The sequence below is a fragment of the Fibrobacter sp. UWB7 genome, from assembly GCF_900142945.1.
GTDB lineage: Bacteria > Fibrobacterota > Fibrobacteria > Fibrobacterales > Fibrobacteraceae > Fibrobacter.
In genome coordinates this window covers 100,148-125,772 of the sequence record NZ_FRCO01000002.1, presented here as the reverse complement: position 1 = coordinate 125,772, position 25,625 = coordinate 100,148, and the positions used below count along the sequence as shown (strand labels likewise).

At 49.3% G+C, this 25,625-nt stretch carries 23 protein-coding genes; 11 read left to right on the top strand and 12 right to left on the bottom strand.

Going from position 1 to position 25,625, the window contains the following annotated elements:
• Positions 1–750 precede the first annotated feature (750 nt).
• The 7 genes from gdhA to BUC30_RS06025 all read right to left on the bottom strand — a co-directional run bounded on the left by gdhA (position 751) and on the right by BUC30_RS06025 (position 8,045).
• Positions 751–2,100, bottom strand: coding sequence for an NADP-specific glutamate dehydrogenase (gene gdhA, locus BUC30_RS06055; RefSeq protein WP_073424028.1), 1,350 nt, complete (start codon positions 2,098–2,100; stop codon positions 751–753).
• Between the two features lie 389 nt (positions 2,101–2,489).
• Positions 2,490–3,338 (bottom strand): patatin-like phospholipase family protein, encoded by an 849-nt coding sequence (locus BUC30_RS06050; protein ID WP_073424027.1) that lies wholly within the window; start codon positions 3,336–3,338, stop codon positions 2,490–2,492.
• Positions 3,338–4,048: a lysophospholipid acyltransferase family protein gene (locus BUC30_RS06045; protein WP_073424026.1), complete on the bottom strand. Its 711-nt coding sequence runs from the start codon at positions 4,046–4,048 to the stop codon at positions 3,338–3,340. The genes BUC30_RS06050 and BUC30_RS06045 overlap by 1 nt, the downstream gene beginning before the upstream one ends.
• Before the next feature lie 125 nt (positions 4,049–4,173).
• Positions 4,174–4,617, bottom strand: a complete 444-nt coding sequence (gene fabZ / locus BUC30_RS06040; protein WP_015732419.1) for a 3-hydroxyacyl-ACP dehydratase FabZ — start codon at positions 4,615–4,617, stop codon at positions 4,174–4,176.
• Positions 4,617–5,348, bottom strand: coding sequence for an SDR family NAD(P)-dependent oxidoreductase (locus BUC30_RS06035; protein WP_073424025.1), 732 nt, complete (start codon positions 5,346–5,348; stop codon positions 4,617–4,619). Before BUC30_RS06035 ends, fabZ begins: the two co-directional genes overlap by 1 nt.
• Before the next feature lie 21 nt (positions 5,349–5,369).
• Entirely contained in the window at positions 5,370–7,763 is a 2,394-nt protein-coding gene (locus tag BUC30_RS06030; protein WP_015732418.1) for a beta-ketoacyl-[acyl-carrier-protein] synthase family protein, read from the bottom strand.
• Positions 7,764–7,799: 36 nt separating this feature from the next.
• Positions 7,800–8,045, bottom strand: coding sequence for an acyl carrier protein (locus tag BUC30_RS06025; RefSeq protein WP_014544921.1), 246 nt, complete (start codon positions 8,043–8,045; stop codon positions 7,800–7,802).
• Between the two features lie 232 nt (positions 8,046–8,277).
• Between BUC30_RS06025 and fabD the strand changes: the two genes are divergently transcribed.
• Positions 8,278–9,126, top strand: coding sequence for an ACP S-malonyltransferase (gene fabD, locus BUC30_RS06020; protein ID WP_014544920.1), 849 nt, complete (start codon positions 8,278–8,280; stop codon positions 9,124–9,126).
• A gap of 21 nt (positions 9,127–9,147) precedes the next feature.
• Complete coding sequence (locus BUC30_RS06015; protein ID WP_073424024.1) at positions 9,148–10,689, top strand: acyl-CoA carboxylase subunit beta; 1,542 nt, start codon at positions 9,148–9,150, stop codon at positions 10,687–10,689.
• A gap of 156 nt (positions 10,690–10,845) precedes the next feature.
• Here the strand turns inward: BUC30_RS06015 and BUC30_RS06010 are convergent, their stop codons facing one another.
• From BUC30_RS06010 to rplU, 4 genes are all read right to left on the bottom strand, one after another.
• Positions 10,846–11,631 (bottom strand): inositol monophosphatase family protein, encoded by a 786-nt coding sequence (locus BUC30_RS06010; RefSeq protein ID WP_244536511.1) that lies wholly within the window; start codon positions 11,629–11,631, stop codon positions 10,846–10,848.
• A 5-nt stretch (positions 11,632–11,636) separates the two neighbouring features.
• Positions 11,637–14,009, bottom strand: coding sequence for a hypothetical protein (locus BUC30_RS06005; protein ID WP_244536510.1), 2,373 nt, complete (start codon positions 14,007–14,009; stop codon positions 11,637–11,639).
• A gap of 103 nt (positions 14,010–14,112) precedes the next feature.
• On the bottom strand, positions 14,113–14,373 hold the full coding sequence (gene rpmA / locus BUC30_RS06000; RefSeq protein ID WP_072828035.1) for a 50S ribosomal protein L27: 261 nt from the start codon (positions 14,371–14,373) through the stop codon (positions 14,113–14,115).
• Positions 14,374–14,376: 3 nt separating this feature from the next.
• Entirely contained in the window at positions 14,377–14,862 is a 486-nt protein-coding gene (gene rplU, locus BUC30_RS05995; protein ID WP_014545146.1) for a 50S ribosomal protein L21, read from the bottom strand.
• A gap of 196 nt (positions 14,863–15,058) precedes the next feature.
• Between rplU and BUC30_RS05990 the strand changes: the two genes are divergently transcribed.
• The 6 genes from BUC30_RS05990 to BUC30_RS05970 all read left to right on the top strand — a co-directional run bounded on the left by BUC30_RS05990 (position 15,059) and on the right by BUC30_RS05970 (position 20,734).
• On the top strand, positions 15,059–17,890 hold the full coding sequence (locus BUC30_RS05990) for a glycoside hydrolase family 2 protein (protein ID WP_073424022.1): 2,832 nt from the start codon (positions 15,059–15,061) through the stop codon (positions 17,888–17,890).
• 131 nt (positions 17,891–18,021) lie between these two features.
• Positions 18,022–19,293 carry a glutamate-5-semialdehyde dehydrogenase gene (locus BUC30_RS05985; RefSeq protein ID WP_073424021.1) on the top strand — a complete coding sequence of 424 codons (1,272 nt, stop codon included), beginning with the start codon at positions 18,022–18,024 and terminating at the stop codon, positions 19,291–19,293.
• 46 nt (positions 19,294–19,339) lie between these two features.
• Positions 19,340–19,690 carry a phosphoribosyl-AMP cyclohydrolase gene (gene hisI / locus BUC30_RS05980; RefSeq protein ID WP_073424020.1) on the top strand — a complete coding sequence of 117 codons (351 nt, stop codon included), beginning with the start codon at positions 19,340–19,342 and terminating at the stop codon, positions 19,688–19,690.
• A gap of 163 nt (positions 19,691–19,853) precedes the next feature.
• Entirely contained in the window at positions 19,854–20,006 is a 153-nt protein-coding gene (locus BUC30_RS16070) for a hypothetical protein (RefSeq protein ID WP_170861509.1), read from the top strand.
• Positions 20,007–20,162: 156 nt separating this feature from the next.
• Positions 20,163–20,444: a type II toxin-antitoxin system RelB/DinJ family antitoxin gene (locus tag BUC30_RS05975; protein ID WP_073424019.1), complete on the top strand. Its 282-nt coding sequence runs from the start codon at positions 20,163–20,165 to the stop codon at positions 20,442–20,444.
• A complete protein-coding gene (locus tag BUC30_RS05970; protein ID WP_073424018.1) occupies positions 20,438–20,734 on the top strand; it encodes a type II toxin-antitoxin system YafQ family toxin in 297 nt (98 codons plus the stop codon). The genes BUC30_RS05975 and BUC30_RS05970 overlap by 7 nt, the downstream gene beginning before the upstream one ends.
• A 43-nt stretch (positions 20,735–20,777) precedes the next feature.
• On the opposite strand, the gene BUC30_RS05965 is transcribed toward BUC30_RS05970, so the two are convergent.
• On the bottom strand, positions 20,778–21,014 hold the full coding sequence (locus BUC30_RS05965) for a hypothetical protein (RefSeq protein ID WP_073424017.1): 237 nt from the start codon (positions 21,012–21,014) through the stop codon (positions 20,778–20,780).
• A gap of 59 nt (positions 21,015–21,073) precedes the next feature.
• On the opposite strand from BUC30_RS05965, the gene BUC30_RS05960 reads away from it, so the two are divergent.
• The 3 genes from BUC30_RS05960 (at position 21,074) to ftsH (ending at position 25,589) form a co-directional block, all read left to right on the top strand.
• Positions 21,074–22,087 carry a hypothetical protein gene (locus tag BUC30_RS05960; protein WP_073424016.1) on the top strand — a complete coding sequence of 338 codons (1,014 nt, stop codon included), beginning with the start codon at positions 21,074–21,076 and terminating at the stop codon, positions 22,085–22,087.
• Positions 22,088–22,195: 108 nt separating this feature from the next.
• Complete coding sequence (locus tag BUC30_RS05955) at positions 22,196–23,500, top strand: tRNA lysidine(34) synthetase (RefSeq protein WP_073424015.1); 1,305 nt, start codon at positions 22,196–22,198, stop codon at positions 23,498–23,500.
• Complete coding sequence (gene ftsH / locus BUC30_RS05950) at positions 23,487–25,589, top strand: ATP-dependent zinc metalloprotease FtsH (protein ID WP_073424014.1); 2,103 nt, start codon at positions 23,487–23,489, stop codon at positions 25,587–25,589. Before BUC30_RS05955 ends, ftsH begins: the two co-directional genes overlap by 14 nt.
• The last annotated feature ends 36 nt before the right edge of the window (positions 25,590–25,625 follow it).

Below are 25,625 nucleotides of genomic sequence, written 5' to 3'. Positions count from 1 at the left end.
AAATAGAGCAACCCGAAAGAATTTAGTAATGATTTATTTACTCCAAGTTCTAGTATTCCAAGTTGGAATATTAAAAGTGTTAATTAACAGGGATACTTACGGTTAAAAAATTGCAAGTATCCTCGTCTTCTATAGTTGAATATAGGCTTAAAATATCGAAAAAGTTCATTATATATAAAATAAATTTTAACATTTTAACAAACTAATTTCAACCAGCTTTCAACACCGATAAACACTGGGATTTGTGAGATACATCACACTTTTTCTTATTGGCAGATGGTCCAAATCGTTCCGAAAATTTCTAAAAAGCAATCTCAGCGACCACCATTTCTCTAAAAAATTTCAATCAAAAATTTACACCAGCCCTCCCCCGCCCAAGCGTCGTATGTAAAAAGTCATCTTTCCGTAATGTAAACGTCCGTAAATATTTACGGCAACAAAAAAAGCCTCCGGCTTTTGACCGGAGACTTTTTAATGCTTTTCGCATATGGCTTTTAGCCATTGGAAATGTAACTGGATCCTGCTCCTTCGAACCTAATTCAACTACGGCAGCAAGCTGCCTAGTTTCATATATCACGACCTACGGTCGCTCAGGATGACGCAAGCAGCTCCGTAAGCAAAAAAGAACACTTGGTATCAACCAAGCGTTCTTTAATTCCTATGCAATTAGCATTTGGGAAAGGAGAGTCTTAGGGAGGGCGGAGCCTTCCCTAGTCTAAAGCGATGCCTTGCGTTAAGCAAGGCATTGCATTAAACAGCACCCTGCCACTTCATGGCATCGGCAACCTTGAGGAAGCCAGCGATGTTTGCACCCATGACGAGGTTGCCCTTCTGGCCGTACTTGACAGCAGCAGAGGAAGCAGCGGCGTAGATGCTCTTCATGATGCCTTCGAGCTTCTTGTCCACTTCTTCGAAGGTCCAGGAGAGACGTTCGGAGTTCTGAGACATTTCGAGGCCGGAGGTAGCAACGCCACCAGCGTTAGCAGCCTTGGCAGGTCCAAAGAGAACGCCAGCCTTCTGGAAAGCTTCGATAGCTTCCGGAGTAGACGGCATGTTAGCACCTTCAGCAACAGCCTTCACGCCGTTAGCGATAAGAGCCTTTGCACCTTCGAGATCGAGTTCGTTCTGAGTTGCGCACGGAAGAGCGATGTCGCACTTGACCGTCCAAACGCCCTTAGAACCTTCGTGGTATTCAGAACCCGGGACGAGCTTAGCGTATTCGCTGATACGAGCGCGCTTGTTGTTCTTGAGGTCGAGAACGATGTCGAGGTTGATGCCGTTCGGGTCGTAGATGTAGCCGTTGGAGTCAGAAACGGTCACAACCTTAGCGCCGAGCTGCGTTGCCTTCTGGCAAGCGAACTGAGCAACGTTACCAGAACCAGAAATCACGACGGTCTTGCCTTCGAAGGAGTCGTTAGCGAGGTCCTTGAGCATTTCGCGAGTGAAGTAGCAGAGGCCGTAACCGGTAGCTTCGGTACGAGCGAGAGAACCACCGTAGGAGAGGCCCTTACCCGTGAGAACGCCCACAAATTCGTTGCGGATGCGCTTGTACTGACCGAACATGTAACCGATTTCGCGAGCGCCAGTACCCTGGTCACCAGCCGGAACGTCCGTGTCAGCACCGACGTGCTTGCAGAGTTCAGTCATGAAAGACTGGCAGAAACGCATGACTTCGTTGTCGCTCTTGCCCTTAGGATCGAAGTCGGAACCGCCCTTACCACCACCCATCGGGAGCGTGGTCAAGCTGTTCTTGAAGATCTGTTCGAAGCCGAGGAACTTGAGCATGGAAAGCGTAACTTCGTTACGGAGACGGATACCGCCCTTGTACGGGCCGATAGCAGAGTTGAACTGCACGCGGTAGCCACGGTTGACCTGAACGTTACCCTTGTCATCGAGCCAAGGTACGCGGAAAGTGATCACGCGTTCCGGTTCAACGAGGCGGTCGATCACGCCGTTAGTTTCCCAAGACTTGTCCTGTTCGAGGACCGGGTCGAGGGATTCGAGGAATTCACGGACAGCCTGGTGGAAGAGAGCCTGGTCCGGATCGCGTGCGACGACCTTTTCATAAACCTTCTGAAGGTAAGCATTCTTAATTGCCATTTTTTATATCTCCGTTGAGAATTAGATTGTTAATGTTTTAACGCTTGTAAAGATAGTAAAGGGTGCTCCGAAAAAGTGAAAAAGGGGTAAAAATCTTCAATTTCTTACATTTTTGTAAGTTAGTTTTTCATCAGTTTTACCAATTGCTTTTTTTCGCAAAAAAACGAGGGTACACAAAGCAAACACTTACATTTTTGTAAGTTTACGTATTTCGTAGAATTTAGTAAACAAAGTTTTACATTTGTAACAATGTTTTTCTTTATAAAAGAAGGCGCCCCCGGTACAGAGACTGGGGGGACAGTGCAAAAAAAGCCCGCGCAAAGGCAGGCTTTTCAATACTAGAAATGACTGGGTCCTTCCGCCTTCGGCGTCAGGATGACATGCGTCTACTAGATTTCCATGAAGGCTTTGAGGTCGCCCATACGCCGTTTGGCGTATTCAAGCCCCATGTTGTAGGATTCGTCCAGTTCGTTACGATCCGTTGCAAAGAGGTCGCAGACTTCCTTTTCCGGGCGGAAAATCAAAATCTTGCCAGCCTTTTCGAGCTTTTCCATCTCAGCAAACATCTTCTCGTAACGCTTGTAGCGCAACATGAGCGCACGGAAGAAATCCGGATACTTGCGCTTGAACATCGGATTCAAAATCACACGATACTTGCGGAAGTCCGTCACGATTTCGCCGGGATAATGCGTCGAAACCACAACAACCTTGTCGCAACCCTTTTCGAATGCACGCTGGAACGGAATCGGAGAAGTCACGCAGCCATCAGCATAGTGCTTGCCGTCAATCTGCACCATCGGGAATAGCATCGGGAGTGCACTGCTCGCATTCACGATATCGAGCAAACGCTTTTCGCTCATGTATTCCTGGAAAAATTCCGAACGCCCCGTTTCCAGGCAAGTCAAGCCAAATTCGCATTCAACACCCGAACCAAAGAACAGGTGGAAATCAAACGGCATATCGCCATACGCAGCATTGTAATGAAGCGCATAGCATTCCTTCTGGATGCCATCAAAAATGCGATGAGCCTTGTCGCTACCCTTCTGGATTTTGGTCGGCTGGATAATATAGCGGAAACGACCGCGCTGGCGCGTAACAAAGTTCATGGCAGCATGGCAACCAGCACTTACGCCCGAAATATACGGGAAATAAATACCTTCATCAAGCCAAGCGTCCAAAACGCCTGCCGAGAATATGGTCTGACGCGAACCACCTTCTAGAGCCAAGCCAATCTTCATTACTTGCTCTCCTCAGGCAAAACTTCTTCAGGCGTTTCAGCGGCAACAGGGAGAATAGCCCCCGTCTGTCCTATAGCGCGCTGCTTGAGTTCCCAAACCTTCTGGCGGAAATATTCACTGCGTTCTGCAAGATGCTTGGAAGACGGAATTCCCTTGACGCGTTCAATCTTTTCGGGTTCGTCCACCACAATCTGCGTGCGGTGACCCATCTTGTAAATGCCGTCAATGCCAAGTGAAAGAACCGGATAACCCGTACTGCGAGCAAGGAATGCAAAACCCGTCTTGAACTCGTTCAAGAGGCCATCGTAACGGCACTTGCCTTCCGGGAAAATAATGACGGAATTGCCCTTTTCGAGTTCCTTTTTGGCAAGGAGCGCCCATTCGGTATCAAGGTTAAAGCGGTCGCAAGGAATCACGTTCTTGAAACGCTTCAAAGCCCAGCTGAAATGCGGGTCTTCGACCTGATCCTTAGCTACAACGATACTGCGCTTATGGAAGAACAGAGACTGCACCATCAGCGGATCGAGCATGCTCGTGTGGTTAGCAATAATAATCATCGGTTCCTTAAGGTCAGTCGACTTGACAGACCCTAAGAAAGTCATCTTGGGACGATAAACGACTAACAAGTAAGTGCGCACCCCGTAAACAACGAGGAAGAGCACAAACTTCCAGAACAAATCACCAATTATTTTTTTCGATTTCTCAATCATCAACTACGCAATACTTAATAAGGAGATGCCATCCCGTCCCCATTCGCGGATCATGACCACATAAGAGCTGAAGCTCTAAGTGGTCAAAGAGAACAAGTCCGGGATGACATAAAGTCAGACAAACGCTATTTGCCCAGAGATTCTTTGGGGATGCTCGTAAACGTCAACGAGCCCTTGGCGTGGACATTGCCGTTCACCTTGACAACGCAATCAAAACCGACGATGACTCCACCACCCTTCGTCTTGTTGACGGAGATTTCGAGCTGGTCGCCCGGAATCACAGGCTTCACGAACTTGAAACCGTCAATCTTCAAAAGAACGTACAAGTTCTTTTCGAGGTCTTCAGCCGGCTTCTCGATAACGAGAGAGCAGAGCTGGGCGCAAGCTTCGCAAATAAGGACGCCCGGCATAATCGGGGTACCCGGGAAGTGGCCCATGAAGTACGGTTCGTTTACAGAGACATTCTTGATGCCCGTTGCAGATTCGTTCGGAACAAGTTCCGTGACCTTTTCGATCATCTGGAACGGCGGACGCTGGGCAATCTTTTCGCTGATCTGGTAAATGTTCATCACAGGGAAAGACCTCCATCCAAAACGATGACCTGACCCGTCACATAGGCGAACTGGTCAGAAGCGAGTGCAGAAACGACGTTTGCGACTTCGTCAGCAGAGGCAAAGCGCTTGAGCGGCACCTTTTCGAGGTAGCCCTTGCGGGTTTCTTCCGGGATGGCTTCGATCATTTCTGTAGCGACAAAGCCCGGAGCGACAGCGTTCACGCGGATGCCATAACCGCCAAGTTCCTTGGCAAGCGTCTGCGTAAAGGAGTTCACGGCACCCTTTGTTGCACTGTAAACAGCCTGACCGGCGAGAGCAAACTTGGAAGAAACAGAAGACATGTTGATAATCACACCGGACTTCTGCTTGTACATCTTGACGGCCACCTGCTGGGCGCAGTAGAAGTAACCCTTCACGTTCAAGTCAAAGCACTTGTCGAGCGTGTCCGGGTTCATCATGAGAAGGTATTCATCGCGAACGATACCGGCATTGTTCACAAGAACATCAATGCGGCCGTAAGCTTTGAAAACGTCACGGACCATCTGCTTGACTTCTGCAAGCACGGCAACGTTAGCCTTGTAAATCATGCCGTCGCCACCTTCGGACTTGATTTGGTCCAAAGTCTGCTGAGCGGCAGCATCAGAACTGGAGTAGTTTACGACGACCGTGTAGCCGTCACGAGCGAGGCGGAGGGCACAAGCCTTGCCAATCCCCTTAGAAGAACCAGTAACGATTGCAACTTTCATTATAAATTCTCCTTCAAAAAATTATTTACCGAGAACAACGGCGCTGTAAGAACCGCCCGTAGCAAAGGAAGTGACCAAGATTTTCTTGAAGCCCGCTGTTGCGACCTTCTTCTTAGAAACTTCGCCATTTGCGATAAAGTAGGCGTTTTCTTCAGCAAGTTCACCACCGAGCATAAGAGCAGCTTCGGCAGCGGCGAGTGTCGCAGAAGCGGCACGGCCTTCACCCACGCGTTCCTTCACCTGGAAGAGCGGGAGGCTTGCAAGCTTGTCGCCAAACACGCGTGCGTATGCACCCTTTTCGATATCGTCAATCTTCTTGAAGCCGTTTGCAAAACCGCAGACAGCGTCAATTTCGTCAATGCTGACGCCTGCATCGTTGAGAGCATCCTTGATAGCAAGGTCAAGAGCTTCGTCAGAACCGGAGATGTGGCCAAACTTCACGTTCTTACGGCCATTGCCGTAACCGAGAGCATAGCAGTAAACCTTTGCACCACGGGACTTGGCGTAGTCTTCGGTTTCCATGATGATAGAAACGGAGCCATCGCCCACCACAAAGCCATTGGAGTTGGAATATGGTTCCACCACCTTGTCGGCGGCGACGTTCATCTTCTGGCAGAGTTCGGTGATGATCGGGAGGTTTTCGTCCGTACCCGTAGCCATCATAGCCTCTTCCTGACCGTCGTGGATGACATTCATGGAGTAGCCGATGCTATCGAGACCGGAGAGCGGACCCGTCGTGATGGTGACGCCGTACCCCTTGATTCCAGAGAGAATCGAGAGGTAGCCACCGGCGGCATTATAAACTGTGTGAGGGAACTTGAAGGCGCTACCGCCTGCATTACCGGCTTCGGCAATGAGTTCCTCGAAATCGTAAGTGGCACCGAGACCGCCTTCGCTGGTACCCACGATGATACCAATCTGCTTGGCGTTGTCTTCAGTGACCGTAAAGTTTGCATCCTTGAGGGCGCGCATGCCGGACACGGTCTGGAGCTGGCCCAGATTGTCGAGCTTGCGGTAGAAGGCCATCTTGATGCCGAGTTCCTTGTAGTCGTCGTTCGTGACGGTAGAGCAAATGGAAGCGGATTCCGGGAGCTTACCGTTCTTGACGGCGTCAAGGTAAATTTCCTTGCTGTTACCGATCGGGCTTACAATGCCAATACCTGTCACAGCAATCTTCTTATCCTTAGCGACCTGGCTCTGAACATCGCCCGGCTTTTTGCTGAACACGATACTTGCGTTCGTGCCGCCGAAAGCGACGTTGTTGCTCATGACGCATTCGAGTTCCTTAGCACGCGGGGTGTTCTGCACGTAGTCCATTGTGCCGACCTTGGCCTTGAGGGCTTCGGAATCTTCGGCGGTGTAATGGAGAGTCGGGAGCACGGTGTTCGTCGTGAGAGCCTTGATGCTGAACACGGCTTCGATTGCACCGGCGGCGCCGAGGCAGTGGCCCGTCATTACCTTGGTCGAACTGACACTCAAGGTCGGATTTTCTTCGTCGAAGAACTTGTGGAATGCATTGATTTCTGCATTGTCGTTCTTGCCCGTACCCGTACCGTGAGCGTTCAGGTAACCGATGTCAGACTTCTTGATGCCAGAATTCTTGACAGCGCGGTCCATCGCTTCGAGGAGGCAGACGCCATCTTCGCGAGGAGCCGTAATGTGGTGAGCGTCGCTTGTGACGCCTGCGCCGAGAACTTCGCAATAACGCTTGGCGTTACGCTTTTCGGCATGTTCCAGAGATTCGACAATCACGATGCCGGCGCCTTCACCGAGGGTGATGCCGTTGCAGTGGTTGAACGGAGAGCAACCGTTTTCGTCCAAAGCATGGAGAGAAAGGAAGCCGGAATACGGAACAGAAGCAAAGGAGTCGGAGCCACCGGCGATCACGACATCAGCCTTGCCAGCGCGGATAAGGTCGCAAGCAAGAGCAATGGAAATCGTACCGGCAGCGCAAGCGTTGCCCACGTTTGTGACAATGCCGCCCGCATGGCAAGCTTCTGCCACCTGGGAGGCGATTGCAGCAATGGGCATCTTCGGAATTTCGTTGACGTTCTTACCGTGGCGGTGGTACTGTTCAATGCTGAGGACTCCACCCACGCAGCTACCGATGATGACGCTTACGCGGCTGCTATCGGCAAAGTCACCGAGACCTGCATCGTTCAGGGCTTCTTTCATAGCCTTGATGCAGAGCTTGGAGGCGCGGTCCTTTTCGTCCGGGCATTCGATATCGTCCAGCGTATCACAGTTCACTTCGGCAGCGAGGTCTGCATAGCAGTTCTTGGTATCGAGAGAAGTGGTCTTGTGAATACCGGAGACGGAATTCAGGGCGTTTTTCCAGGTTTCTTCAACATTGTTGCCAACAGCGCAGATAACGCCAAGGCCAGAAACAACACAGCGACGATTATTAGAAGTCATAGAAATTCCAAACAATACTCAAATAAAAAGGCTTGATTAAGCCTTGTTCTTTTCGATGAAAGCGGCGATGGTGTCGATGCTCTGGAAGTTTTCCTTTGCAACGCCAGTCATAGAAACGCCGAAGTTGTCATCGACGAAGGAGATGATTTCAAGGGAGTCCACGGAGTCAAGACCGATTTCTTCGCCGAAAAGCGGAGTATCGTAATTCAGGACATCGCCATCTACGCCGAGATCGGACATAAAGAATGCCTTGAGTTTGCTCTTGATTTCTTCGTTTGCCATATTTTTGTATCCTCTTTTGATAAAATTTTAGCACAAAGATAGAAAAATATTCTTTCGTAAATTGCCGTTTTCACAAAAAACGTACAAAATGCAGTTTTCGAGGATAAATGGTAAATACGCATCACACCTATATTAAAAGGTAGTTGTCTGTATTGTAAACTTTTTCAAAAAGAAAGCTTTCTGTAATAAATAAATACCATTTAGAGAAACATTATTTACTAAATTTGAGCCCATGATTTCATACGTATTTCCCGGTCAGGGTTCTCAGTTCCCAGGAATGGGCAAAGATTTATTCGAATCGAACGCCGACGTAAAGTCGATGTTCCTCAAGGCAAACGAAATTCTCGGCTTCAACATCACTGACGTGATGTTCAATGGCACCGCAGAAGACCTCAAGCAGACGAAAGTCACGCAGCCGGCAGTGTTCCTGCTCTCTGTTGCTATGGCAAAGGTCCAGGGTGGTAAGCCGGATATGGCCGCAGGTCACTCGCTCGGCGAATTCTCCGCACTCACGGCTACGGGCGCCATCACTTTTGAAGCTGGTCTCAAGCTCGTTGCAAAGCGTGCCGAAGCCATGCAGAAGGCATGCGAACTCCGCCCGGGTACGATGGCAGCAGTTCTCGGCGGTTCTGACGAACTCGTCGAAGAAGCTTGCGCACAGGTCAAGGACGCAGCAGTTGTTCCGGCAAACTTCAACAGCCCGGGACAGGTCGTGATTTCTGGCGAAAAGGCCGGTATCGATCAAGTCGCAGCATACCTCACCGGCAAGGTGAAGCGCGTCGTTCCGCTGCAGGTCGGTGGTGCATTCCACTCCCCGCTCATGGAAAGCGCCCGTGCAGAACTTGCAAAGGCTATCGAAGAAACTGAATTTTCGACTCCGGTCTGCCCGGTCTACCAGAACGTGGACGCCAAGCCGCATACAGACCCGAACGAAATTAAGGCAAACCTTCTCACTCAGCTCACCTCCCCCGTCCGTTGGACACAGACGGTCAAGAACATGATTGCAGACGGTGCCACCGAATTTAAGGAACTTGGCCCCGGCGAAGTTCTTACCAACCTTATCAAGCGCATTCAGAAGTAAGCGCAAACACACAGGAATACTATGTGGGATAAATCGTATTTAGAAAAGTTGAGCGAACGCAACGCCAAGGCTCAGGCCGGTGGCGGCGCCGCTCGTGTAGAAAAGCAGCATTCCCAAGGCAAGCTTACCGCTCGCGAACGCCTTGAAATTCTTTTTGACAAGGGAACGTTCAAGGAAATCGGTGCCATGCGCCTTTCCCAGAGCATCGAGCTCCCGGAATCCAAGCGCATTTACGGTGACGGTGTCGTGACGGGTTACGGCAAGATCAATGGCCGCCCGGTTTACGCTTGCTCCCAGGACTTCACGGTGAGCGGCGGTTCTCTCGGTTCCGCACACGCGAAGAAGATTTGCCACGTGATGGACCTCGCCCTTGATTCCATGGTGCCGTTCATCAGCATCAACGATGGCGGTGGCGCCCGTATCGAAGAAGGCGTTAGCTCCCTCGACGGTTACAGTGGCATTTTTGCCCGTAACACTTGGGCAAGCGGCGTGATTCCGCAGATTTCCGTGATTCTCGGACCGTGCGCAGGTGGTGCTTGCTACTCCCCGGCTATTACAGACTTTATCTTCATGACCGAAAAGACGAGCCAGATGTTCATCACGGGCCCGGCTGTCGTGAAGGCTGTGACTGCTGAAGTCGTGACCCCGGACCAGCTCGGTGGCGCAGGCGTTCATTCTTCCAAATCCGGTGTTGCACACTTCGTGTACAAGGACGACAAGGAATGCCTCGAAGGCGTGCGTAACTTGCTCAAGTACCTCCCGCAGAGCAACACAGACAAGTCTGTCGCTCAGGCCGGTACGATCGTGGACAAGTCCGCCGACATCGAAGAAATCATTCCGGACAACTTCAAGCGCGCTTACGATGTTCGCGACGTGCTCAACTGCTTTGCCGACAAGGATTCCTTCCTCGAAATCCAGCCGGAATTTGCAAAGAACGTTGTCATCGGCTTTATCCGCCTCGACGGTAACGTGATTGGCGTTGTCGCTAACCAGCCGAAGTACCTCGCCGGTTCTTTGGACGTGGACGCTAGCGATAAGGCAGCACGCTTTGTCCGCTTCTGCGACAGCTTCAACATTCCTATCCTTACGCTCGAAGACGTTCCGGGTTACATGCCGGGCACGAAGCAGGAACACAACGGCATTATCCGCCACGGTGCAAAGCTCCTCTTTGCATACGCCGAAGCAACAGTGCCGCGCGTGACGCTCATCCTCCGCAAGGCATACGGTGGCGCTTATATCGCCATGAACAGCAAGAACCTCGGTGCAGACTGCGTGTTCGCCCTCCCGATCGCTCAGATCGCCGTGATGGGAGCAGAAGGCGCTGTCGATATCCTCCGCAGAAAGGAAATCGCCGCATCTGCAGAACCGGCCAAGCTCCGCGAACAGTACATCAACGAATACGAAGAAAAGTACTTGAACCCGTATATCGCTGCTGGCAACGGATTCATTGACGAAGTCATTGAACCGAAGAGCGTTCGCGACCGCCTTGTCTCTGCGTTCGAAAACTTGAAGAACAAGAAGAAGGCTGTGCTTTGGAAGAAGCACGGAAACATTCCGCTGTAATTAGTTATTAGTCATTGGTCAATAGTCATTGGCCAATGCTAAAAGCTGTTAGAAAATGAAAGATCCCGGTTCCGTCGCAGGAATCGGGATTTTTTTTGTTATACGAGAAATTATGGGTCCTATCGGCACTTCGTGCCTCCAGGATGACAACGCGTTTTAAGCGAGAGTTTTCACGAGCGTGTCGTGCAGAAGGCCGTTAGTGAAGATGACCTGTTCGGCATCGACAAACTGCATGGGAGTGCCATCAATGTGCGTGGACTTGCCACCCGCTTCTTCGACGAGGAGCGCGATAGCAGCAATGTCCCACGGATAGCTCATGGTCATCACAAAACAGTCAATGCGACCGCAAGCCGTGAAACAGCCTTCAATCACAGCAGAGCCCAAGCACTTCACGCGTTCGAACGTTTCTGCTTCGCGAGCAAAGTTATGCGAATTCTGCGCATTAATTTTTACGGCATCGCCCACATTGAAATCGCCATTCGAAACAATCGCATGAGTCGGATTCGATTCGCGGCTCACATGAATTTGTTTGCCATTCATGAACGCGCCCATGCCTTTTGCTGCAGTGTAGAGTTCACCGAGCTTGGGTAAATTCACGACAGCAACAAGCGGTTTGCCTTCGAAATGCAAGGCAATCGAAATGCCCCACAGCGGAATGCCACGGCTAAAGTTCACGGTACCATCGACCGGGTCAATAATCCAACGGTAGCGAGGATCAGAGCCTTCGATAACACCCGCTTCTTCTGTGCGGATGGAATGTGTCGGGAATGCGGCACGCAACCCATCGACAATGAGTTTTTCGCTGGAGACATCAGCGATTGTCACAACGTCTTTGACTGTCTTATAGCGGACATCGCCAAGGTTGTTTTGAAGTTCTAGGCAAAGGTCACCCGCCTTGCGGGCTAGTTCCTTTGCGACATTCAAAAAGTCTTCTGTATTCATTTCTTTTATTTCTTGTATGCGCAGCAACGGAAGCCAATGGAAGACGACTTGTAGAAAGCCGATGCTTGACGATAATTAAGCGTTTTTCCAGTAAGGAAAACAGCTTCCTTCTTCGAAGGCTTATAAGTCAATCCATTCGATAGCGTATCAAGCCAGGATTTTCCACCCTTCTTGTATTCCGAATAAAGCGAATAATCCGTTCCGATAACCTTACCATTGGCATCGATAACATCATAGAACTGCAACGTATCCTTAAAATCTTTCTTCGTTAATACGTTATACAAAGTTCTCGTTGTATCAGCAACATACACCGTATCAACCTTAGTTCCTTCACGATAAAGATATACGGAATCTTGCGTATATTCTGGGCGCGTGTAGAACGGGAATGAGCGGTTCGTACAATAAGCGATGGACTCATGATCGAGACCTTCATAAACTCTGTAGCTTGCGCCTTTCAACACGGCAACGGTATCTTTGGAGCGTCCCTTCACCCACTCCTGGTACTGCCCCGGCAAGTCTCTCACGCCCATCGGGTTCATGCAACGCTGGTCACGTTTTGAAATACTTGCAGCAGACGCAGAATCATTTGTACTTACGTTACAGTAATTAGACCAATGATCAGCAACCGTCGAAGCATCTTCTTCGATAAACCCATACGACAAGGAACCACCGGACAAGCAAACAAGTTCCCAATCGCGTTCACCACAAAGGGAAACTTCAAAACCGCTAGCAGAGATTGCCTCACACGTAGCCAAAGCTTCGGAATGCAACACGTTCGTCATAAACGAACCATCAGCACTGCGATGTTCGAACTTTTCCATACAGAACTCGGTGGTATCGGATGTAGAAACAGCGACAAAGCCCTGAGGACATTCCATCTTTTTGGCAAGCGCACCTGGAGAAACAAATATCGAATCCACCAGCGCACGAGAATAATAGCCAGACCGATCAACCGAGCGGATACGCAAAATCAACGTATCGCCAGGAGCCACCCAGCGGATTGTATCCGTAACAAACGTTCCTTTACCGGACAAATCGACTTCGAATTTTTCATCATTTCTCTGATAATGGACACCATAACGATCATCGCCACCCGCATAAGAATATTCATGCCAAGACTTATCTAGTTTGTCATAATATTCAATAACATAACGGGATACATTTTCATAGCAGCTTCCATCGTTACAGCCACGAGGAATAATAATTACAGAATCAGATTCAATATCATGATCAAACTTGACAGGATCAACACTACGGTCCCAGAATATAAGGACTCTGTTATTACTATCGAGCCTTGCATAACCAGGATAAAGAGAATCTTCAATCGTAAAAATCTTAGTCGGCATCAGAGGAGCAATGGAATCAGTCGTGTAAATTCCCTGACAGGCATTTACAGGCGTAGACTGGTCCGCTTCGGAGCCACTTGCATTGCCAGCCATATCCCAAGACGAAATGGCGATCGTGTATGTGTACGATACAGAATTGGAACTCGTTCGGAGTCCTTCGATGTACACACGGAAACGATTGCTCGAAACATTCTCTGTATCGTAACCCTTCCCGTCAAGAACTACGAGATTGAGATAATTCTTTCGCTTATCGCCATGAGAAACATCATCAACACGAACAGAATCGTTGGCATAACGGATTCGGGCATGACGCTTGTAATACTTTTCACCTTTACTATCAACACCTTCTGGCGTTATGACTGTCACTTTCAAATCGCGGATATCTTCGGTCGAATCTTCAGCCCAAAGACGAATATTGTAACCCAGGATTTCGCCCGACACGGCAGACGGATCCAAAAGGTCAGTGCGGTCCATCGGACGGTACCATTCAAACATCGCCCCCGTAGACCAAACAGAATCCTTTAGCGGTTCAACAATAGAAGGAGCCTCGACGTCCTTAAACGGAATGAAAAGGCGCTGGACAGAACCAGGACTGCCGCCATCGGAATATTCACAGAACATCACAACCTGGAGACTGTCATAGCCATCTTCGATAAAATGCGTAATCTTATCGGTCAAATCAAGGGTATCGTAAAAACTACCCGAACTTTTATACTTCTGGAAGAACGCATCTTCATTCGTCGAGTCATGAGCAAGAGCCACCTGCTTGTCATTTACAGACTTTGACGTATCATCGACAACGGTGGTATCAAACCAGACACACAATCCAGAATAATTATCCGTCAATATCGGATAACGGTACCTAATCTTGTAGCATGTCGTACCCTCGGGCGTGCCTGGAGAACATTCCCTAAGAACGGAATATTCAGAGATTTCCCTGTCAAACATGTATTCAGTTCCGTCGTCATCGTCAGAGCAGGCGAAGAAGAACATGGCAAGAACAGATATGAGATAAAGTTTTAAATAACGCATAGAATTCACGCTATTAATTTAGAAAAAACGCAATGTGAAAACGCCCTAAACGCAAAAAAACCGGGCGCTTTCGCGTCCGGCTTTTAAAAGCTAACCAAAGTTATTAGGCTTCTTCAGAGTAGACAGAGACCTTCTGGCGCTTTGCATCGAGGCGTTCAAACTTCACCTTGCCATCAATGAGGGAGAACAAGGTAAAGTCCTTGCCCATACCGACATTGTTGCCCTTGTGGAAGTGAGAACCGCGCTGACGAACGATGATGTTGCCAGCCTTGACGGTTTCGCCCGCGTACTTCTTAACACCAAGGTACTTGGCGTTACTGTCGCGGCCGTTACGTACTGAACCTTGACCTTTCTTATGTGCCATGGATTAAGCCTCCTTAGCCTTACGCAGAGAGTTCTTCTTGACCTTAGCCGGCTTCGGAAGTCCCTGAGCGATCTTTTCCTTGCGAGTGAGCGGCTTGTTCTGAACCTTCTGCTTAGCAAGGGCAGCCACGCGAGCGCGGTTGCGGGTAATAACTTGAGGGTCAACGACTGCAGATTCAGCGCCGGAGCGGAGTTCCGTGACGAGCACCTCGGTATAGCCCTGACGATGACCGTTACGACGTTCGTAACGGGTACGACGCTTCTTCTTGAACACGATAATCGTGTCTTCCTTGCCATGGGCGAGAACTTCGACCTTGACAGATGCGTCATTCAGGACAGGGGTGCCGACTTGCACTTCTTTTCCGGAGAAAAGAAGAACGGACTTGAGCTCCAGTTCAGAACCAACAGCTGCGTCGATCGTCGGGACCTTGTAGGCCTTGCCGAGTTCGACTTTATACTGGAAACCACCTGTTTCAACAATAGAATACATTTTTGTAATCCTTTTTAGGTTGCTATTGGAGTCCCAAATTTAGTAATAGTGCACAGAAAATCAAAGGGGCACAAAGGTGAAAAATGTGAAAAAAGACGAAAGAACGCTAATTCTAGGGTATTTTCCAATGACTAACGACAATCAACCAATGGCTAATTTGCTAAATTATCGCTGAATTTTATAAAGGATTCCCTAAATGAGCAAAATTATCAGCCTTGATGGCGATTGGCAGATGATCTGGGACACGGAAGACACCGGCATCTCCAATCGTTGGTATGCAACGTATCCTGAAAAAACACAGACTGTTAGCGTTCCCCACATCTGGGAAAGAGCTTTTGACAAGCTTTTGATGGCCCAGGACTGCGCATTCTATTTCAAGAGATTCACGATTGACGACGAAAAGCAGGTCACAAAGCGCATCTTCTTGCGTTTTGAAAAGATTGCAACGCACGCCACCATCTGGCTTAACGGTAAACTTTTGGGCGACCACTTTGGCGCCTACACGTCGTTTGTCATTGAAACTCAGAAGGCAATCAAGCTCGGCGAAGAAAACATTCTCTGCATCCGCGTTGCAAACATGGGTGCAACGAACAGCCGCATCGACTTCGGTCGCGAAAGCAAGGAAGGCGCAAACGACCGCTACGCCCACCCGGGAGAAATGCCGGTTGGCCTCCCCTGGTCGCAGTATCCGTATGGCGGTATCTGCGGTCACGTAGACTTGATTCTCGGCAACGCCGCATTTATTTCTGATATTCACGTCGAACCGGACATGGACCAGGAACGCGTTTCTGTCGAAGCATTCTTCAACAACCCGCGCGGTTACCAGTCTCGCCTCCGCATCCTCATGAAGAACCCGAACGGCGACGTTTACGAATTCTTCAAGGATATCAAGCTCGAAAAGGAAAACGCCACGCAAAAGTTCTTGCTTGGCATCAAGGACTGGAAGAAGGACAAGTGCGTCTGGAGTCCGGAACGTCCGAACCTGTTTGCCATCGAAATGCAGCTCGAAATCAAGGGCGCTAAGGGCAAGGCTCCGGAATACACCTTCCCTGTCGTGAAGACTTTCGGCTTCCGCAAGTTCGACTGCCTCAAGGGTGACTACTACATCAACGACTCCATCGTAAAGCTCATGGGCGTGAGCTACAACCAGCAGTGGAGCGAAGGCGGTCTCTGGACTGACCAAAACCCGGCTCTCGAAAAGGACTTGAACGCCGTGAAGGCAGCAGGTTTCAACGTCATCCGTTCTTGCGGCGCTCCGCTCAGTAGCACGGCTCTCGACATCTGCGATAGAATCGGTTTGTTCGTGTTCCAGGAATTCCCGATCCACACGATGCGTTCGACCGCACAGGGCCTCGAAATCACGAAGAAGCTCATCAACGACATGGTGCGCGACCAGCACAACCATCCGTGTATCGCCGCCTGGATTCTCGGTTCCGAAAACGGAACATTCATGCTCCAGAACGGTAACAAGCTTTTGAACGCTATTAGCCCGATCGACACCTGCCGCCCGGCTATCAGTAACTTCAACAGTATCTACCTCGACAACGAAGCAAACTTCCACAAGGATACGGGTAAGATTATCCCGGTTTCCATCGACCGTATTTCGCAGTACGCCACGATGCGCGTGAACCCGCGTTTAAACCCGAGTGCCGCTTACACGCACTACCTCGCCCACATGTTCGACAAGGAAGATCTCGAGCTCATGGTTCCGGATTCCGGCCTTGGCGACAGCCACTTCCAGGATGACGAAGAACCGATTTTGAACGACATCGAAAACAAGGTGCTCGTCACGCTCAAGAACAACACGCTGTTCCCGAAACGCGCAACCACCATTGCCGGTCCTCGCAGCATCAAGAGCCAGAAGGCGATCAAGAACGAATTCAAGTCTGTGGAAACGTTCGTCGACGATAGCAAGCTCTCCATTTGGCCGAACTTCGAATCGTTCAACGCCGATGTTTACCGCATTGCGCTCAAGAGCAAATACGACCAGATTACGGCATTCCAGAGCAACCCGCAGATTTCTGGTTTCTTCCTCGACCAGTGGGCCGACAACGGCACCGACTTCAGCGGCCTTAACGACGAAAACAGAAAGTCCAAGGGCGTCCAGAATTTTGCTCGTGAAATCACGACTCCGAGCCGCGTGCTCATCAGCGAACTGGAACACGTTGCCACACCGCAGAGCGAAGTCAGCTTCCAGCTCACGCTTTTGAACAATAGCCGTTTGGAAGATGTGGAAATTGAAGTTTCTCTCCTCGACGCTAAGGACAAAGTCCTCAACACGCAGAAGGTCATGCCGGAAGAACCTGCTGAAAAGAAGACTCTTACGCAGCTTGGCATTTGCACGTTGATGGCTCCGCGCGCTACCGGTTTGTACAAGATTAAGCTCACGCTCAAGGATTGCGGCAAGGAAATCCATTCTAGCTACGAAGACTTGATCGTGATCGAACAGGCCGACGTTAAGGACGCCATGAGCAAGGTTTGCTTCTTGGATAACTACGATGAATCGAGCGATGTGCTCGCCGCTCTCGACGGTTCCGAACAAATTATCTTCACTGCAAACTTGAGTTCTTGGCCGGATGAAATCTTGGAAAAGATTATCGAAGTCACGAAGAACGGCGGCAAGACGCTTTTGCTCTCCGACATGACGACAGAAGATATCGACCTCTTGAACCAGAGCCACAACTTCGAAAACAAGATCGAAGCCCACTGGACCACAGGCGCAAACGAATTCAGCTTGCATTACTTGCCGAAGGATTCTCCGCTCCTCGCTGTGTTCGGCGGCAACGGCGTTCTCGACCACAACTCCGCATCGGCAATGCCGGGCATTTCGTTGAACGAGCTCGCTGGCGCTAAGGTTTACGCACGTTCCGTGACACTCAAGGATGGCGAAATCAAGACGGGTGTGGACCTGCAGCTCGTGCCGTTTGGCAAGGGACAGATTATGTTCAACCAGTTCAGCGTGATTGAAGGCTTGGAAACGAACGCCCTTTCGGATGCTCTGTTCACGGCAATCGTGAACTTGCTGTAATTGGTTCGGCAGGCTCACCAACCTTATTAAGGTCCAGGTCCCTGAGCTCAGCCGAAGGGCCGAAGCGTATAATTAGTAATTACAAGAGTCCCGCCCTGGTGCGGGACTTTTCGTTTTCTATATTTGCTCTTATGACACAGAATAACGTTAATTTGGAAAAATACTCTGACGAGCTCGCCAACAAAGCAAAGAACGCGAGCAAGAAAATCCGTACATTGAGCGCTGAAAAGCGCGCAGCCGTGCTCGCACGTGTTGCAGAAATCCTCCGTGCAAAGAAGCCGGAAATTCTCGCCGCCAACAAGATTGACCTCGAAGCTGCCGCCGGCAAGCTCGACGATTCCAAGATGGATCGCCTGACGTTGAACGATGCCCGCATCGAATCCATGGCCAAGGGCGCCGAAGAAATCGCCGCATTTACCGACCCGCTTGGTCGCATTCTTGAATCTCGTGAACTCAAGAACGGCATCAAGATTAGCCGTGTCGCCGTGCCGATAGGTTCTGTGTTCTTTATTTTTGAAAGCCGCCCGAACGTGACGATTGACGGTGCTTGCCTTTGCTTTAAGGCTGGCAATGCCGTGATTCTCCGTGGCGGTAAGGAATCGCTCAACTCCGCAAAGTGCCTCGCCGGGATTTTCCACCAGGCTCTTGAAGAAAACGGCGTCGACAAGGACGCTGTGCAGCTCGTGACCGAAACGAGCCATGACCTTGTGGGCATGCTCTTGCAACGCAACGATTGCCTCGACCTCGTGATTCCTCGCGGTGGCGAACGCTTGATCCGCGCCGTCGTGGAACAGAGCAAGATTCCTGTCATCAAGCACTTCAACGGCATCTGCCATGTGTACGTGGACAAGTCCGCCGACATGGAAAAGGCTGTAAACATCTTGATTAACGCCAAGACGCAGCGCACGGGCGTGTGCAACGCCATGGAATGCGTGATTATCGACCGCCACATCGATGATGCAAACGTCAAGAAGCTCATTGATTGCCTCGCCGACCGCGGTGTGGAACTTTTTGGCAACAAGGACGCTCAATCGCACGACAGCCGCATCAAGGACATTGGCGACGACAGCAACTACCATCACGAATACCTCGCCCTCAAGGCTAGCGTCAAGTTCGTGGACAACGTCGAAGAAGCCTGCGATCACATCGAAAAGAACAGCAGCCGCCACACAGAAGCTGTTGTTGCAGAAGACGCAAGCGTTCAGGACTACTTTGTCGCAAACGTCGATAGCAGTAGCGTCATGGTAAACGCCAGCACGCGCTTTGCAGACGGTGGCGAATACGGTCTCGGTGCTGAAGTGGGCATTTCTACGGACAAGCTCCATGCTCGTGGCCCGATGGGCGTCGAAAGCCTCTGCAGCTACAAGTGGATTTTGCGCGGCAACGGACAGGTTCGCGGATAATTAGACGAAAGAACGGCGCATTGCGCCTACAGACGAGAGACAAAAGATGAAGTTTGAAGACTTAATCAAAGAAGTAAAATTTGAAGTGGAATTCGGTGGCGTGAAACTCGCTCCGGCAATTGTTCAGGACGCCGACAAGGGCGACGTACTGATGATGGCATGGATGAACGAAGAAGCGCTCCGCCGCACGCACGAATGTGGCGAAATGGTATTCTGGAGCCGTAGCCGCAAGGAATACTGGCACAAAGGCGACACGAGCGGAAACGTGATGACGGTCGTCGAATGGGCTGCCGACTGCGATTCTGACGCACTGCTTTTCAAGGTGCGTATGCAGGGTCCACAGGTCGCTTGCCACACTGGCGCTCGCAGCTGTTTCTTCAAGAAGTGCGAAAAGTAAGCAACGCCTTAAAAAATTTCAGCCTAGTTTGCACACGCAAGCTAGGCTTTTTTTGTTTTAGAACTCATTTTTTTTCGCAAAATGCGTTATGCAAAATGCGAAAAATCCGCAGATTGTCAATATATGACATTTTCAACTATTAAATTATAGTCGTGAGGTTCTTATGCTGACGACATTCCTTATCATTTTTGCAATCCTTGCCATTTTAGGACTTGGAGGTGCAGGCGAAGCTTGCGCCATAACGCTATTGCTACAAATCCTCCCCTTCCTGATTATCGTCGGGATAGTCTGTTGTCTATGGTTCTGCGGAGGGTAGAAAAAAAGCCCTTGTTTCCTCCAGAAAGTATAGAGTTTATATAGTTAATGGAGGAAAACGTAATAAAGACAATCTCAAAATGCCTAAACCATTGTATTTTATGTGATTTTTACATATATTTAAAGTGAAAAACATCTTAAAAACACGGGAATAAGAATGGCTAATCTGACAATTACACTCGATGACGAAGACAAAAAAGGTATCGCTGATTTTTGCGAACAAGTAGGAATGACTATTTCAGGTCTTTATAACGTTTTTACAAAACAAGTACTACGTGAGGGAAGAATTCCTTTTGAAATAGGCATAAACACACCAAATCGTGAAACAATCAAAGCGATGAAAGAAGGAGACAAAATCTACGAGAAAATTTTGAAAAATCCCTCAAAAGTTAAAACCTATACGGTCAATGAAGCTATTCGGGAGATGAAATCTTGGTAGAAAAAGAACCTCTTTATAAAATTCAATGGACATCTCAGTATAAAAAGGATATCAAGCGAGCGAAAAAAAGAAACTACGATATGGACGAGCTATATTCCGTCATATTAAAGCTCGCAAATAACAAACCTTTAGAAGATCACTATCGAGATCACGCTCTTGATGGGAATTGGGCGGGACACAGAGAACTTCATATTCGTCCCAATTGGCTCTTGATATACCAAAAAAGGGAAAACATACTTATTCTCGAATTAATCCGCACTGGCACTCACGCAGACCTATTCGACAAATAGCACAAATTCCTTTTCCCAACTAAGTACAAAACTAACTAATAAATCAGGCATCGCACCAAACTCTTTCAACCAAGATTTTCAATAAAAAAGGGAAATCCCCCGCATCAGCGAGGGACTTCTTGTGTTTCAAATTTCTGTTGTACTTTGTCTTGTCTCGGACAACTCTTGTCCGTAATGTGGCTCCGTTTTGGGAGCCGTCTATGCGTCGCATGCGCATCGCATCGCTTTCTTTGGCAGTTTCAGCAACCTTGCTGAACACTTTATCTTTCTTTTTTGCCATGACAGCCTCCTTAATAGACAAATTTAATATATTTCGTTTAAATAAAGAAGGGTTCTAATATGAAAAAGACTTACGCAGTTTTATTCGGTATGTTCATGTTCGTCGCTTGCAGCGAAGACAATCCGACATCGAGTCTCGACAACACTCAATCCACAAAGCCTGCAACTCAAACAACGGATTTCGGTGAAGGATACACTTATGTCATCCCGATTAAGTACGATGAAACAACGGGACGTGTTTACCAAGGAACATACGTTTGCAATTACCACCCCGATACAAAAACGTTTGCTTGGGAAGAATATCCTGAATCTTTGGATCCAGGTTCTTATAAGATTGTTGGCGATTCGCTTTGGATGGGGCCAGCCGAAAAGCAAGTTTCAGACAATCCGGACGAACAAGAGTTTCTTGACTTATACCGTAACTATGAAACGTTGTCGCTGAGCAATGACCACAATGATATTTACGGAACGTGGAAAGTCACCGGTTGCAAAAGACAACTCGGAGAAACTGATATCAAGTGTTCAAAATTCATTGGTGGTATGAGCGGAATCGCAAGAACCATGAAGATTACCAAAGACTCCGTTTATATCACAACGACCGTTGATACGGACAATTTAGAACAAAATGATATCAACATCGGAGCCATTTTGGATCGCAATTTTGGTTATGATATTGGCGACGCTATCATCAAGCAACTGCTTGTTGAAAAAACGATAACAAAGGAACCCAAAGAATTATTAAAGCAATCATTCTCTATCGGCAACCAACTCTTTGAAGTTACTTTGGCTCCAAAATTCGACGCTACAGGAATGAACTACATTACAACGATGTCTAGCAACGGGAAAAAATGCACTAACACACAAAGATTGGGATTCATCAACGAAAAATTGTGCAAAGAAGAAAGTGCAGAATTTTTATTGAGCGCTCGCGATAAAAGTGATGATCAATTTTATTATAAAGAGGGGCCTGTTGAAGGATTCCAAATCGATAACAGAGATGAATTCTACGAATGTACAAAAGGACTTTCTACAGAAGAAACAAAGCAATTGTTGAGCCAGTACGCCAAGAATTAAGGGAAATAGTTTAGAGAGTAAAAACAGAATAATCGTAAAATTCTAATTTAAAAGGAGAACTGTTTCAAAAGACAGTTCTCTTTTGTCTTTATTAGAAGGTCTATCGGGTTGTCGCTCAATTTAGTTGAAAACATTCGCCATCATGGTTTTAAACGCCTGCTGCTTGCAGTTTCGGGCGGTTTGGATTCTATTTGCTTGGCGCATTATTTTATCGAGAACAGCGATGCACTTGGAATTAAATGGCTGGGGATTGCTCATGTGCATCACGGGCTGCGCGAAGGAACCGCAGACAGAGACGCAAAATTTGTAGAAGAATTTGCGAAGTCGCACAATGTTCCTTTTTTCTTGAAGAAGTTGGATGGTGAAGCGCTGAAAGGTGCTGAAGGCTCGCTTGAAGAAAATGCACGAGATGCAAGGTATAAAGCGCTAACAGAAATTATGAAAAGCATTGTCACTCTGGAGCCGACAGGCGATAGAGTCCATTATGCTTTGGATCCTATCGGGGCTTTGCCCCTCCAGGATGACGAAGGCTGCGCCCCCATACCCCATAGCCCAATCGCTATCGTGACTGCGCATCATGCTGGGGATCAGGCGGAGACAATGTATATGCGTCTCAAGCGCGGGACAACGCTTGCCGGGCTGCGCGGAATTCAAGAAGTAAGAATAATTCAGGACAAGAAGGAGATGCCCGCTCACGGCGGGCATGACATTCCCTGCATTCACATTTATCGTCCGTTCGTGAACGTCACTCGCAACGAACTCCTCGCCTATGCTCGCGAGAATAATTTAAGCTGGTGCGAAGACGAAAGCAATGCGGATGTAAAATTCGCACGCAATAAAATTAGGCACGAGTTTTTGCCGAATCTGGAACAAGAATGTCCGGGGACAATCCAACAGCTTTGCAAGATTGCGGGGCTTGCGGACAGAGCGTATGCAAAAGTAATCGCTAAATGCTCTAGATCCTTCGACTTCGCTCAGGATGACACAAGGGGATTCCCGCTTACTTCGACTTTGCTCAGCACAGGCTCCGGCGGGAATGACAAAGCACATTCGGCGTTGCCTCAGGATGACAAGTGGCGATCCCGGAACAGAGTCCGGGATGACAATGCAATACGTACGATTGCGCTGGACAAGAAAAAACTCAATAAAATTCTACGCGAATACGCGGATGCAGATCTGTCCGAAATGTTCCGGTTGTGGCTTTCGGAAAAGGGTTTTCGGTTCCCAATTGGCTTTTTCTACGGTCCTAAGGAGCCTGCCCACGTGAAAATCCCGGTCCGGGCGGTTTATCGCCGGCGTTCCGTCGTCAAAATAGCGCATACTGTCTGGATTTGCGAGTTCAAGGATGCGCTTTCAGCCGCAAAATTTGTATCTTGCGAGAAGAAAGAAAAGGATTATAATGAATCAACCTAAGAAGCCAGCTCCGTTTAAGAACAAGAATTTTATCATTGTTCTCATCATGCTCCTCATGCTTTTCGTCATGTTCCCCATGACCGGGAAAGATTCCAGCAAGGATATTACCCGCACTGAATTTTTAGCCATGATGGGCGATTCAACCAAGGTCATTACTGAACTAACGCTCCAGAAGACTCCCGATGGCGTGATTATCGAAGGCGCTTACGAGATGTCCCCGGAAGAAATCGCCGAGGCCAAGAAGGGCCAAAGCGCGCTCGCGAGGTTCACTCGCAACAGCACCGACACCAAGAACAAGCATTTCAAGAGCCACATGCTCGATATTTCGAACGAGCAGATTTCGACTTGGGAAGCATTCAAGGGCGTGAAGGTCAAGGTTATTCACGAATCGACCACGTGGATTGATACGCTTGTCGCATTCTTGCCCGCCATTTTGCTGATTGCATTCTTCTACATCATGATGAGCCGTCAGATGGGCGGTGGCGGTAAGAGCCCGTTCTCGTTCGGCAAGAGCCAGGTGCGCCAGCTAAACTCGCAGAAGAAGACGACGTTCAATGATGTTGCCGGTTGCGACGAAGCCAAGCAGGACTTGCAGGAACTCGTTGAATTTTTGAAGGACCCGAAGAAGTACGACAAGCTCGGTGGCCGCATCCCGAAGGGTGCTCTCCTCGTTGGCCCTCCGGGTACGGGTAAGACACTCCTCGCCCGCGCTGTTGCAGGCGAAGCAGGCGTGCCGTTCTTTAGCATGTCGGGTTCGGACTTCGTGGAAATGTTCGTTGGCGTGGGTGCATCCCGCGTGCGTGACTTGTTTGAAACCGGTAAGAAGAACGCTCCGTGCATTTTGTTCATCGACGAAATCGATGCTGTGGGTCGCCAGCGTGGTGCAGGTCTCGGTGGTGGTCACGATGAACGCGAACAGACTTTGAACCAGTTGCTCGTGGAAATGGACGGCTTTACCGCTAACGAAGGCGTGATTTTGATTGCCGCCACGAACCGTCCGGATGTGCTCGACAAGGCTCTCCTCCGCCCAGGCCGCTTTGACCGCCAGATTGTGGTGGGCCTCCCCGACCTCAAGGGTCGTGAAGAAATTTTGAAGGTTCACTTGAAGAAACGCAAGGTTCCTCTCGGCGATGATGTCGATGTGAAGGCTGTCGCTAAGGGAACTCCGGGACTTGCCGGTGCAGACCTCGAAAACTTGGTGAACGAAGCAGCGCTCCTCGCCGCAAGGTTCAACAACAAGAAAGTGACGATGCTCGACTTTGAAGAAGCCCGCGACAAGCTCAGCATGGGTGCTGAACGCCGCACGCTCCTCATGACCGACGAAGAAAAGCGCCACACGGCTTACCATGAAGCAGGCCATGCCCTCATGACGCTTCTCTGCAAGCATTCTGACCCGCTCCACAAAATTACGATTATCCCTCGCGGACGCGCTCTCGGTGTGACCATGAGTTTGCCCGAACGCGATCAGGTGAGCTACAGCCGCGAATACGCCGAAGAACGCATCATGATCATGATGTCAGGCCGTCTCGCCGAGCTCATCTTCTTCAACCACCAGAGCACGGGTGCAAGTAACGACATCCAGCGCGCGACTGAACTTGCCCGTAAGATGGTGACGGAATGGGGCTTCGACGAAGAAATTGGGCCGGTCTGCTACAGCCGCGCCGATGGCGAAGTGTTCCTCGGACGCGAAATCAGTAAGCCGAAGGAAATGTCCGAAATGATGGCGGAAAAAATCGACAACGCCATCAACAACTTGATTAAGCGCATGAACAACAAGGCTAGAGAACTCCTTGAAGAACACAAGGACAAGCTCGTGGACCTCGCCGAAGCGCTGTTTGAATTTGAAGTGCTCGACCGCGAAGAAATCGACAAGGTCATGGCTGGCGAAAAGCTCACCGGTACAAAGAAGAGCCGCCAGTACAAGGCCATGGAAGAGCTCGCCAAAAAGCGCGAAGAAGAAAATACTCCGCCGCCTGACCCGGGTGACCAACCGCCGGTAGCTCCGATTGCCGATGTGCAGCCGGCCCCCGCCCCCACCTCTACAACAGGCAATGAAACCGCTACAAATTCTGTGAAAGGAAACGAATAAGGTCGCTCAATGCTCCGCTCTCTATTAGAATCAAAT

Coding starts and splice junctions, on each gene's coding strand:
- gdhA (WP_073424028.1), bottom strand. CDS start 2,100: ATGGCAATTAAGAATGCTTACCTTCAGAAGGTTTATGAAAAGGTCGTC.
- BUC30_RS06050 (WP_073424027.1), bottom strand. CDS start 3,338: ATGAAGATTGGCTTGGCTCTAGAAGGTGGTTCGCGTCAGACCATATTC.
- BUC30_RS06045 (WP_073424026.1), bottom strand. CDS start 4,048: ATGATTGAGAAATCGAAAAAAATAATTGGTGATTTGTTCTGGAAGTTT.
- fabZ (WP_015732419.1), bottom strand. CDS start 4,617: ATGAACATTTACCAGATCAGCGAAAAGATTGCCCAGCGTCCGCCGTTC.
- BUC30_RS06035 (WP_073424025.1), bottom strand. CDS start 5,348: ATGAAAGTTGCAATCGTTACTGGTTCTTCTAAGGGGATTGGCAAGGCT.
- BUC30_RS06030 (WP_015732418.1), bottom strand. CDS start 7,763: ATGACTTCTAATAATCGTCGCTGTGTTGTTTCTGGCCTTGGCGTTATC.
- BUC30_RS06025 (WP_014544921.1), bottom strand. CDS start 8,045: ATGGCAAACGAAGAAATCAAGAGCAAACTCAAGGCATTCTTTATGTCC.
- fabD (WP_014544920.1), top strand. CDS start 8,278: ATGATTTCATACGTATTTCCCGGTCAGGGTTCTCAGTTCCCAGGAATG.
- BUC30_RS06015 (WP_073424024.1), top strand. CDS start 9,148: ATGTGGGATAAATCGTATTTAGAAAAGTTGAGCGAACGCAACGCCAAG.
- BUC30_RS06010 (WP_244536511.1), bottom strand. CDS start 11,631: ATGAATACAGAAGACTTTTTGAATGTCGCAAAGGAACTAGCCCGCAAG.
- BUC30_RS06005 (WP_244536510.1), bottom strand. CDS start 14,009: ATGCGTTATTTAAAACTTTATCTCATATCTGTTCTTGCCATGTTCTTC.
- rpmA (WP_072828035.1), bottom strand. CDS start 14,373: ATGGCACATAAGAAAGGTCAAGGTTCAGTACGTAACGGCCGCGACAGT.
- rplU (WP_014545146.1), bottom strand. CDS start 14,862: ATGTATTCTATTGTTGAAACAGGTGGTTTCCAGTATAAAGTCGAACTC.
- BUC30_RS05990 (WP_073424022.1), top strand. CDS start 15,059: ATGAGCAAAATTATCAGCCTTGATGGCGATTGGCAGATGATCTGGGAC.
- BUC30_RS05985 (WP_073424021.1), top strand. CDS start 18,022: ATGACACAGAATAACGTTAATTTGGAAAAATACTCTGACGAGCTCGCC.
- hisI (WP_073424020.1), top strand. CDS start 19,340: ATGAAGTTTGAAGACTTAATCAAAGAAGTAAAATTTGAAGTGGAATTC.
- BUC30_RS16070 (WP_170861509.1), top strand. CDS start 19,854: ATGCTGACGACATTCCTTATCATTTTTGCAATCCTTGCCATTTTAGGA.
- BUC30_RS05975 (WP_073424019.1), top strand. CDS start 20,163: ATGGCTAATCTGACAATTACACTCGATGACGAAGACAAAAAAGGTATC.
- BUC30_RS05965 (WP_073424017.1), bottom strand. CDS start 21,014: ATGGCAAAAAAGAAAGATAAAGTGTTCAGCAAGGTTGCTGAAACTGCC.
- BUC30_RS05960 (WP_073424016.1), top strand. CDS start 21,074: ATGAAAAAGACTTACGCAGTTTTATTCGGTATGTTCATGTTCGTCGCT.
- ftsH (WP_073424014.1), top strand. CDS start 23,487: ATGAATCAACCTAAGAAGCCAGCTCCGTTTAAGAACAAGAATTTTATC.